Raw genomic sequence first — 8,828 nt, 5'->3', positions numbered from 1 at the left:
GCAAAAACCGGCTTTTGTAGGCTTTTTTTTGAATTATATGGGGGAGAACTTTGGACTGTCAAGTTTATATATGCTTATGTCTTGTGTATTTCAATAATTCACCAGATTAGCCCTTACCATTATTTTTATGGAATAGTTTCCTTTATTCCCTCAAAAGATTTTACTTGCTCAATCCCCGCTAACATCCCAAGAAGTACTAAGATCATTTATCATGGCTATGTATAATTTCGCGCCATTTTAAGTCCCCACGTTTCAAAGAATGAATAAGTAGCTCTGCTGTTCCCATATTAGTTGCCAATGGGATGGAATATACATCACATAACCGCATTAATGCGGAAATATCTGGTTCATGTGGCTGGGCAGTTAACGGATCACGGAAAAATAGAATCATATCCATTTTATTATCCGCAACCATTGCCCCAATTTGCTGATCCCCACCAAGCGGGCCAGACTGAAAACGATGAATCGTAAGCCCGGTGTTTTCAATAATTCTTAAACCTGTTGTTCCTGTAGCAAATAGTTCATGTTGTATTAAAATGTGTTTATATGCTTGAGAGAAACGAATTAAATCATCTTTCTTTTTATCATGAGCTATTAAGGCAATTTTCATTTATTCCTTCTCCTAACTTTTGCGATTTACTTACTCTGTGCCCCACTACAAATGTACTTCATTTCTATATGATGTTAAAAAGCAATCCTGTTATTAAAATGGGATTGCTTTTTACTTTAAGATTCACTTTATTATTTATAATACTTTTAATCCTTGTCAGTCATAACGTATTTTCCAGTTTGCTTTCAGCTGCTGAACTTTAATTTTTAGCAGGTGCAATTTCACCCTGATCATAAACAAAAATCGCTTTCTCGAAAAAAGGAAAACACTTTTTCCAAATACGTAATGCTTCCGAAGCTTTGCTTGTCCAGGGGGTCTTTTATTGGTCATTTCGCACTTCATAATTATTCACTCAGGCGTAGTGAAGTGTTCTATGCGACTGTTGCTTTTAATCTAATCTATTCTAGAACCAATTCGTATGAAACACACCTTCTTTATCTTTACGCTCGTAAGTATGAGCACCAAAGTAATCGCGCTGGGCCTGTATCAGATTTGCTGGTAAATTCTCTGAGCGATAACTGTCATAGTAAGCTATTGCGCTTGAGAAGGTTGGTACTGCAATGCCATTTTTAACTGCAACAGAAACAACTTCACGCAAAGCCGATTGATATTCCACTACAATTTCTTTGAAATACGGATCCAATAGTAGATTAGCTAATTCTGGCTGGCGATCATATGCCTCTTTTATTTTTTGTAAGAAATGTGCACGGATAATACATCCGCCTCTCCAGATCATTGCAATATCACCAAATTGAAGATTCCATCCATATTCTACGGACGCAGCACGCATTTGAGCAAATCCTTGTGCATAAGAGCAGATTTTACTCATATATAAAGCTTTACGTACAGCTTCTATCAGTTCTTTCCTATTCCCATCAAAATTTTTAGCTTTGGGACCACTCAATATCTTGCTGGCTGCCACTCTTTCATCTTTTAATGAAGAGATAAAACGTGCGAATACTGATTCTGTTATAAGTGGAAGTGGTACACCTAAATCCAGTGCATTTTTACTTGTCCATTTTCCTGTACCTTTTTGACCTGCTTTGTCCATAATTACATCGATAAGGGGTTCTCCGGTTTCATCATCTTGTTTCGTGAATATATCTGCCGTAATTTCAATAAGGTAACTGTCCAATTCCCCATTGTTCCATTCATGAAATACTTCATGCAGCTCCTGGGTATTCATGCCAAGCACATGTTTAAGAATATAATATGATTCTCCAATTAATTGCATATCGCCATATTCAATACCGTTATGCACCATTTTCACAAAGTGCCCGGCACCATTAGGACCGATATACGTTACACATGGATCCCCATCAACTTTTGCTGAAATTGCTTCTAAAATTGGCGCAACAAGTTCGTATGCTTCTTTTTGACCACCCGGCATGATAGCTGGTCCATTTAAAGCACCCTCTTCCCCACCGGAGACTCCTGTTCCAATAAAGTGAACTCCAGTTTCGTCCAATACTTTGTTTCGTCGGATTGTATCCTCATATAATGTATTTCCACCATCAATTAGGATATCTCCCTTTTCAAGATAAGGCTGTAATGATTCAATGGTTGCATCTGTTGCCGCACCAGCTTGAACCATCAGCAAAATTTTGCGTGGCCTTTCCAATGAACCAACAAACTCCTCAATGGAAGTAGCACCAACAAAGTTTTTTTCTTTTGCCTCATTTTCCAAAAAAGCTTCCGTTTTATCTGTGGTTCGGTTATAAACAGAAACAGAATATCCTTTACTTTCTATATTTAAAGCTAGATTTTTACCCATTACCGCTAATCCTATCACACCAATTTGTTGTTTTGACATATCCAAGTTCCCTTCCTTTTCTTCATTTTTTAAGTACTGTAATATTTATCCATCTTTCATCTTTGTATTAGAAAACATGGCAATCATTAAAGGTATCATGAAAGTCTATTTCTCTTACCTAGAAACCTTTATACTATGGGGTACAAGCCTCCTGAGCGATTCCTTAATTTAGAAGAAAAATATTAATCGTCTGCGACCTAAATTTCCCCCAAAAGAATTACATATGCGCTTATACTCATAAACAATATGCATAAACTTTCTTTATTGCCAAGTCCCTTCGCAATATTTATCTGTACTATTCATTTTTTTGGACTTCACCAATTATATCATTAAACCACTACAGAGTTCCAAACAGAACCATTCAGACACTTATGTTAACTTATTCTCAGGTTAGTAAACATCTTTCTGTTATTATAACGATAAGGTAACTTTTACAAAAGGAGCACCCACAACATGAAAGACTTTAAAAGAATTATCCTAACATGGATTGTCATTACTATCTTTTTAATCATTATATTTGTTTTATATAACCGAATGAACAATCAATATACCGACTTCGGGGAAGATGCTCCAATTCCCAACGATTTGCATCCTATTGTCGAGGAAAATGTAAATAGCTTATTGGACAAAGCTGCGGACCTAGATATTGATGTAATTATTACAGAGGGGTTCAGATCTTTTTCCAGACAAAATGATTTATATGAGCAAGGAAGAATTAAAAAAGGCAATATTGTCACCTATGCTGAAGCAGGAGAATCCTATCATAATTATGGGTTAGCCATTGATTACGCCTTAATAAATTCTGATGGGGTAATCATTTGGGATATTCATTATGATGGAAATAAAAATGGAAAAGCTGATTGGTTTGAAGTGGCAGCTATAGCAAAAGAACTGGGATTTGAATGGGGTGGGGACTTTCAAGATTTCCCGGATTATCCACATTTACAAATGACCTTTGATTTAAGTATCCATCAATTGCAAAAGGGATTGCGTCCTGACCTTGAAAAAAACAAAGAATAAAGCATGTTGGGAAGTCATCGGCATTGCCACATTCCCCTGAGAATCAGCAGGAACAAATTGAAGCAAAACTGCAATCAAAAGATAATAAAGGATCGCACTTGTCAATGCGATCCTTTATTATTCACCCGGAAATAATATACCTTGTTTTCTTCTTGCTCGTTCTGACCATTTTGCTACTTGCCTGCTTCTTTCCATCCATAAATCGTGGGAGGCAGAATCCTTTTGTTCGATCATTTTAATAAAAGCCTTTAATTCATAGATCATATCTAATTCAAATGGCTCTTTTGCCAACTCTTCACTTTCCTTAGACTTACGATTATAATATGATAAGCTTTCGATTGGGGCAATATGATCGATAGTGAGTGTACCGTCTTCCCCATGTATTTCAGATGGAATCGATCCTTGAGCTATTTTAGAACATAGTATAGTTATAATAAAACCTTCATATGTCAATACTAATGTTCCACTACCATCAATCCCGTTGGATAAAAGTACAGGAAAATAATCTACATCCTTTGGTTCACCAAATAGATCAATCGCCATACTCAGCGGATATACCCCCAAATCCATTAATGCACCACCAGCAAATTCCTTTGTGAATACATTGGGCATCTCCCCGTTTTTAAATGCATCATAACGCGATGAATATTGAACATATTGCAGCATTACACTACGTATTTCCCCTGCATAAGGTAATTGCTTTTTAAGGATTTCATAATTCGGTGAGAATAAATGTCGATACCCTTCAAACACAAATACCCCCTGTTTCTCTGCTTGCTCTTTAACTTTTTTCCACTGTTGTTCTGTAAATACCATTGGCTTTTCACAAAAAATGTGTTTTTTATTTTCAATGCACTTAAGTATGTGCTCATAATGCAATCCATTTGGCGAGGCAATATATATAAAATCAATTTCTTCCGTCAATAATGCTGTCAAATTTGCAGTAGCATTTTTCGCCCCAGTTTTCTCTGCAAAATCCTTAGCCGATTTCTCTGATCTTGAATAAACAGATTGCAGCTCAGCAGCTTTTGAATAATTTGCTGCTTTAATAAATGCTTCAGTGATCCAACTTGTTCCAATTGTTGAAAACTTCATTCCATCACTCTTTTCTTTCTTCATTTTCATTAGTTCTCCCCTCGTCCGGCAATGGATCAACGGAATGTTTGTAAGCATAACCTTTTGAAATAGTAACCATTGACAGTATCAAAACTCCAGCTACAACAACGGCAGAAATTATCCCAACAATAACGATTACCGACATTATATTTCCCTCATTTAATTTAAATAATAAGCATTTTCCATCCTAATATATGACTAGTAACACCAATGATACTTTTTATCGCTCATTTTGTCTATTATAAATAAATATACGAATTTCTTGATTTTTTAGCGAATTTTATGGATATAAAAGTAAAACGCATGATTAAGGAGTATATTTTCGTAAATGCAAGTCTTACTCTCTAAAACGGAAAATGTAGCGGTTAATTCCAAATTATCCAAATATATTGCATTTGAGTGTATATTAATAAATCTATAACATTATCAGTATAACTGTTTGAAAGTTTCCCCCGTACAATCTTTCAAATTTTTTTCTTTTTATACAGGTGATTTATACCCAGTAAATTGGTCATAGATCGTCTAAAAACTATTTTAAGATTATAAAGGGAGGTCATTTAGAGATGAAAAAATTATTACTAGCAACAGCGTTATTATTTACCCTTGTTGCCTTAGCAGCATGTGGCAGTTCGGATGATGATTCTGCGAACGGGGAAGGCGGAGATAGTGGAGAAAGCGGGGATACCGCTGAAGGGCTATTAGCAGAATTACAAGAAGCAGGGACAGTAACCGTTGGCTTTGCCAATGAAAAACCGTATGCATACCAGGAAGATGGTGAGCTAAAAGGAGCGGCGGTTGATATCGCAAAAGCTGTTTTTGCCGAACTTGGTATTGATAACATGGAATCACAGCTTTCTGATTTTGGCCAACTTATACCTGGGTTAAAAGCAGGGAAATTTGACGTTATTACTGCAGGGATGGCCATCAATCCAGACCGCTGCGAGAACGCAGCATTCGGTGAACCGGAAATGAAATACGGGGAAGGACTTATCGTTCAAAAAGGAAATCCACTTGGACTGGAAAGCTACACAGATATTGCTGACAATCCGGATGTTACCGTTTCTGTTATGGCTGGAGCAACAGAAAATGAATTCCTTAAAACAGAAGGCGTAGACCCAGATCAAATTCAAAGTGCACCAGATATTCCAGCAACTTTCTCAGCAGTAGAATCCGGCAGAGCTGACGCAACGACCGGAACGGAAATGACAATTAAAATGGCACTTGAGTCTGCAGATACTGATGAATTAGAATTTGTTGAGAGCTTTGAACAACCAGATGTAGAAGGTGTGCCAAGCTATGGTGCCGCAGCCTTCCATTTGGATAGTGATGATCTGCGTGAGGCATACAATGAAAAATTGGCTGAACTAAAAGAAGATGGAACAGTGGCCGAATTATTGGAGAAAAATGGGTTCAGTGAAGAAATGAACATGGTGGAAGCTGAAGTTACAACAGAAAGAGTTTGTAACGGCGAATTTTAAATGGTTGTAATTCTGGATAATTAAAACGTTTGATTACTCCATAGGGTCCGGCTCCCTCACCCAGGGAGTCGGCCCTTTTTAAACTGGCTTTTACGTAAGCTTCATTGCTTTTTAATCCTTGCCGTGAATATAAACTGTGACGTTTGGGAGTAGAGAGGCATTCTAATACAGCGGGTGAGTGCGTTTGGTTTGACTTCGATTGGGTGTAGAGATGAGCTCTATTCGAGAAGGTGTGCTTGGTTTAACTTCGTTCGGGCGTAGAGGCGTGTTCTATTCGACCGGGTGCTTCGTTTAACTTCAGTCGAGCGTAGAGGCGCTTTATTCGACCGGGTGTACTTGGTTTGATTTCGAAGGGCGTAGAGGCCGTGTTTTATTCGACCGGGTGCTCCCGTTTTCAAATTCTAACGTCTTTGTAGTGTAGTTTAGATACGGAATCTTACTTCGCAGTTTATAGCTTTTATAAAAAAACCGAGTTACTACAGGCTCAAACTTTTAGAAAGCAATCTTTAAAATGATATTGATTACAAGGAGTGTGATTACAATTAGCGCAATCAGTGATATATTTCCTGTGCTTATGCAGGGTATAAAAATTACGGTTACTGTACTGTTGGCCTCTATTATATGTGGTTACTTAATGGCGTTTATCGCAGGCTTTTGCCGTCTTTCAAATAATGTATTCCTTCGCAAATTCACTGGCTTATATGTCGAGGTATTCCGCGGAACCTCATTAATTGTACAGTTATTTTGGCTGTATTATGCACTTCCAATCCTATTTGGCTTTGATCTAGGAAGTGACTTCTGGGCAGGTGTTCTGGCAATCTCCTTAAACTATGGTGCCTACATGTCGGAAATCGTTCGCGGCTCGATTCTTTCTGTAGCAAAAGGACAAACGGAAGCTGCAACAGCACTGAATATGTCCAGTTTTCAACGGATGAGACTTGTGATTTTCCCACAGGCGGTTCGAATGATGTTACCTGAGTTTGGAAATTACCTCATACAAATGCTTAAAGCAACATCACTCGTATCATTAATTGGTATGACAGATATTTTATACTATGGAGATATTATTAGAAGCTCGAATCTATCACAAGCACCAACGGTATACTTATTAGTTCTCGTTTTCTACTTCATTCTTGCACTTCCATTAATCTGGTTGACTCGCAAAATGGAAAGTTATTCGAAGAAAGGAGTGGCTAGCGAATGAATGGAAATTGGAGTTGGGACACGTTCTTTGATGCCTTTCCTGTTGTACTCGAAGGCATTTGGATAACCATAGGCTTAACCATTGCCTGTTATGTATTTGCACTCATCTTTGGCTTTGTTTGGACCCTACTGAGACGCATTCCAAATAAACCAATCAATTGGATTATTACATGGGTGATGGAATTTATTCGTTCGACACCACCACTTGTGCAATTATTTTTTATTTTCTACGCATGGCCAATGGTTCCAGTAATAGGAGTAGCATTAGATCCATTTACAAGTGCGATTCTCGGGCTTGGAATCCATTTCAGCACATACATCGGGGAAGTATATCGCTCCGGAATAGAAAGTGTTGATAAAGGACAGTGGGAAGCTTCCACCGCTTTGAACTTTTCGACCAGACAAAAATGGATGAAAGTTATTCTGCCACAGGCGATTCCGCCAACAATCCCGATGCTTGGGAATTACCTGATTATAATGTTTAAAGAGGTTCCACTAGCATCAACAATCGGGGTTGTAGGAATTCTGCATATGGCGAATAGCTATGGGGCGCAATACTGGGCTTATCTAGAGCCATTAACGATTGTAGCTGTTTTATTCTTAATCTTAAGTTATCCATCTGCTATACTTATTAAAAAGCTGGAAACAAAGATGAATACACGTTTCGATAAAAAAGCAGTAGTAAATAGCAGTAGTAGCAAAGGAGCTGTGACATGATGTCAGAACCAATAGTTAAATTTCAGGATGTGCATAAATCATTTGGCGATGTAAAAGTTTTAAAAGGAATCGATTTAGAAATCAATCCTGCTGAAAAAGTTGCGGTGATTGGTCCCAGTGGTTCCGGAAAGACAACGATCATTCGCATGTTGATGACATTAGAAGAACCAACGTCGGGTGATATCATCGTTGACAATAAAAATCTATGGAAAATGGAAAAAAAAGGAAAATTAATAGAAGCAAATGATAAGCATCTCCGGGATATTCGCGGGGACATTGGAATGGTATTTCAGCACTTTAATCTATTTCCACATATGACAATTTTAGAAAACTGCATGACAGCACCAATTCATGTAAAAAGGGAAAATAAGGCGACAGCAAAAAAACGCTCAGCCGAAATGCTGGAAAAAGTAGGACTTGGCGATAAACTAGACAATTATCCAAGCCAGCTCTCAGGTGGACAAAAACAGCGTGTGGCAATGGCACGCGCACTAGTTATGCGCCCCAAGGTTATGTTGTTTGATGAGGTAACTTCTGCTTTGGATCCGGAATTGGTTGGAGAAGTACTAGAAGTTATCCGGGATATCGCTAAAGATGGTGAAATGGCGATGATCTTAGTTACACATGAAATGGACTTTGCGCTTGATGTTGCTGATAAAGTATTATTCCTGGATGAGGGAGTAATTGCTGAACAAGGTACAGCAAGTCAGGTTATTGAACACTCGAAAAACGAACGACTGCAAAGCTTCTTGAAACGTTTTAGAAGCTAACTGTTAAAGTGAACCCTGGGTAAAAGGGTTCTCTTTTTTTGTATTTTAAAATTAGGTGCTGATACAGTGATTTTGCCCAGTGTATTTCCACTACTATACGT

9 protein-coding genes are annotated in these 8,828 nt (G+C 37.9%); 5 read left to right on the top strand and 4 right to left on the bottom strand.

What is annotated here, in order from left to right; translation table 11 throughout:
• Positions 1–202 precede the first annotated feature (202 nt).
• Entirely contained in the window at positions 203–610 is a 408-nt protein-coding gene (gene mgsA, locus AC6HVZ_RS04925) for a methylglyoxal synthase (RefSeq protein WP_497557027.1), read from the bottom strand.
• Between the two features lie 403 nt (positions 611–1,013).
• A complete protein-coding gene (gnd, locus tag AC6HVZ_RS04920) occupies positions 1,014–2,423 on the bottom strand; it encodes an NADP-dependent phosphogluconate dehydrogenase (RefSeq protein WP_497557026.1) in 1,410 nt (469 codons plus the stop codon).
• Positions 2,424–2,876: 453 nt separating this feature from the next.
• On the opposite strand from gnd, the gene AC6HVZ_RS04915 reads away from it, so the two are divergent.
• A complete protein-coding gene (locus tag AC6HVZ_RS04915; protein ID WP_497557025.1) occupies positions 2,877–3,443 on the top strand; it encodes a M15 family metallopeptidase in 567 nt (188 codons plus the stop codon).
• 117 nt (positions 3,444–3,560) lie between these two features.
• Here the strand turns inward: AC6HVZ_RS04915 and AC6HVZ_RS04910 are convergent, their stop codons facing one another.
• Positions 3,561–4,562, bottom strand: coding sequence for a Gfo/Idh/MocA family protein (locus AC6HVZ_RS04910; protein ID WP_497557024.1), 1,002 nt, complete (start codon positions 4,560–4,562; stop codon positions 3,561–3,563).
• Positions 4,543–4,704, bottom strand: a complete 162-nt coding sequence (ytzI, locus tag AC6HVZ_RS04905) for a YtzI protein (RefSeq protein ID WP_497557023.1) — start codon at positions 4,702–4,704, stop codon at positions 4,543–4,545. Before ytzI ends, AC6HVZ_RS04910 begins: the two co-directional genes overlap by 20 nt.
• A 418-nt stretch (positions 4,705–5,122) precedes the next feature.
• On the opposite strand from ytzI, the gene ehuB reads away from it, so the two are divergent.
• From ehuB to ehuA, 4 genes are all read left to right on the top strand, one after another.
• Entirely contained in the window at positions 5,123–6,037 is a 915-nt protein-coding gene (gene ehuB, locus AC6HVZ_RS04900) for an ectoine/hydroxyectoine ABC transporter substrate-binding protein EhuB (protein ID WP_497557022.1), read from the top strand.
• Between the two features lie 541 nt (positions 6,038–6,578).
• The gene (gene ehuC, locus AC6HVZ_RS04895) at positions 6,579–7,241 is read left to right on the top strand and encodes an ectoine/hydroxyectoine ABC transporter permease subunit EhuC (RefSeq protein WP_497557032.1); all 663 of its coding nucleotides are present in this window, start codon (positions 6,579–6,581) and stop codon (positions 7,239–7,241) included.
• Positions 7,238–7,957: an ectoine/hydroxyectoine ABC transporter permease subunit EhuD gene (gene ehuD, locus AC6HVZ_RS04890; protein ID WP_497557021.1), complete on the top strand. Its 720-nt coding sequence runs from the start codon at positions 7,238–7,240 to the stop codon at positions 7,955–7,957. The genes ehuC and ehuD overlap by 4 nt, the downstream gene beginning before the upstream one ends.
• Positions 7,957–8,727, top strand: a complete 771-nt coding sequence (gene ehuA / locus AC6HVZ_RS04885) for an ectoine/hydroxyectoine ABC transporter ATP-binding protein EhuA (RefSeq protein ID WP_497557020.1) — start codon at positions 7,957–7,959, stop codon at positions 8,725–8,727. Before ehuD ends, ehuA begins: the two co-directional genes overlap by 1 nt.
• The last annotated feature ends 101 nt before the right edge of the window (positions 8,728–8,828 follow it).

It is taken from the genome of Oceanobacillus sp. NCCP-135, assembly GCF_059698015.1.
The sequence above is the reverse complement of the archived record's forward strand: the minus strand, read 5'-3'. Positions and strand labels throughout refer to the sequence as shown.

Coding starts and splice junctions, on each gene's coding strand:
- AC6HVZ_RS04910 (WP_497557024.1), bottom strand. CDS start 4,562: ATGAAGAAAGAAAAGAGTGATGGAATGAAGTTTTCAACAATTGGAACA.
- ytzI (WP_497557023.1), bottom strand. CDS start 4,704: ATGTCGGTAATCGTTATTGTTGGGATAATTTCTGCCGTTGTTGTAGCT.
- ehuD (WP_497557021.1), top strand. CDS start 7,238: ATGAATGGAAATTGGAGTTGGGACACGTTCTTTGATGCCTTTCCTGTT.
- AC6HVZ_RS04915 (WP_497557025.1), top strand. CDS start 2,877: ATGAAAGACTTTAAAAGAATTATCCTAACATGGATTGTCATTACTATC.
- ehuA (WP_497557020.1), top strand. CDS start 7,957: ATGTCAGAACCAATAGTTAAATTTCAGGATGTGCATAAATCATTTGGC.
- mgsA (WP_497557027.1), bottom strand. CDS start 610: ATGAAAATTGCCTTAATAGCTCATGATAAAAAGAAAGATGATTTAATT.
- ehuB (WP_497557022.1), top strand. CDS start 5,123: ATGAAAAAATTATTACTAGCAACAGCGTTATTATTTACCCTTGTTGCC.
- gnd (WP_497557026.1), bottom strand. CDS start 2,423: ATGTCAAAACAACAAATTGGTGTGATAGGATTAGCGGTAATGGGTAAA.